The organism is Polaromonas sp. P1_E1_2 (assembly GCF_056406035.1).
Map to the genome: position 1 here is coordinate 1 of NZ_JBFUAZ010000841.1, position 1,399 is coordinate 1,399.

The window sequence follows — 1,399 nt, forward strand, 5'->3', positions numbered from 1 at the left end:
GAGTCAAACCATGCCGTTTCTATCTGGTATTGGTCAAATGTTCTAGAAGCCGAGTTTGCCGGTAAGGCGATAAGCATAGGCCACCAAAAACATAGTGCAACCCATCTTCTAAGCAAGTTATTCATAGCAAGAACAATCGATTTTTTGCCCTGAAATGGCAGCATTAATTTGATCCAAAGTTTCTTTCAAAAGCTCTGGTGTTAGGCTCTGAATATCTTCCTCTGAATGCTGGCCAGACCCATGTCTGTGACCTTGCGAGAATAGATTCCATTTCTGAAAGCCCCTATGTGCAGGGGATGTCGAGTCCATTATCGGATGTAGTGCAAATCCAAGCTTTATGAACGACGCTGTTTTGTCAAAATTCGAAATAGTGTCGGCTTTTGCTAACTCATTCTCAACGAATGTATTCAGCAACTTACATGATTGCGCCTTGGTTAACGCAGATGAACTCATTGCATGCATAAATGCGTTCGCCGCATCTTGATACTTCATGCTGTCAGCATCACGCGAACCCTGTTTCATGGCAGCTATTTGTGCGCTCGTTAATCTCAGTTGAGCACCTATAGYATCCAAAATCGCGTTGTGCGCGGCAGTTGACCACAACCCCTGCGGATCGATTTTACTCAAAGGATTTGCCGAGACATATGCAAAGGTATTGATCCCGCCAGCCAGTCCAATAGGATCGGACTGYATATAGCGCCCAATGCGCGGGTTGTACTCCCGGTGCCAGTTCTGGAACAGCCCACTCTCGGCATCAAACACCTGCCCGGGTAAGCGCTGGTTGAACGCGAAGACGCCCAGGCTTGACGGGTTCTGATCAGGCGCCGTCGCCCCAAAGGGCTCCGCCGTATCCCAGCGCCAAGCAATCGCTTCATCACTCTGCCGCGTAATCACTCTGGGTGCACCCAACTGGTCGGTCGAGACGTTGTACAGGCTGATGGCAATGTCGCTGGTTGCAGCAGTCCCCGTCTGCTTGATCACCCCGACCGGCATGCCCATGTAAATGGTTTCATATTGAGGAGCGCCATTGGCATCGTACTCACCTAGCAGCTTGCCCCCTTCGTCATAAACGTAGTAAGCCGCACCGGTAGGCACCAGCGCCGTCGGCCCCGTCTTGCTCATCCTCGACTCCAGGGCACTGTAGCTGTAGCTCACGGTGCCGCCGGCATTCGTCATCGTCGCCAGTCTTCCCCGGTCGCTGTAGGTGTAGCTGTTGGTCCCGTCACTCGTGATGTTGCCGGCCGCATCGTGCACCACGGTGGCCGTACCTGTTGTGTCTTGCGTCTGGTTCAGCCGGTTGCTGGTCGTGGCGATGGTGTTCGGGTAGCTCGTGCCACTGATGACCTTGGCCATACGGTTGCCGGTAGCGTCGTAGCTGTACTGGATCGCACTGCTGCCC

At 53.0% G+C, this 1,399-nt stretch carries 1 protein-coding gene; it reads right to left on the reverse strand.

The features are described 5' to 3' along the window. Positions 1 to 117: 117 nt before the first annotated feature. Positions 118 to 1,399, reverse strand: a 1,282-nt coding sequence (locus AC1D1P_RS23410) for an RHS repeat domain-containing protein (protein ID WP_477674649.1), incomplete at its 5' end; no start/stop codon positions are given.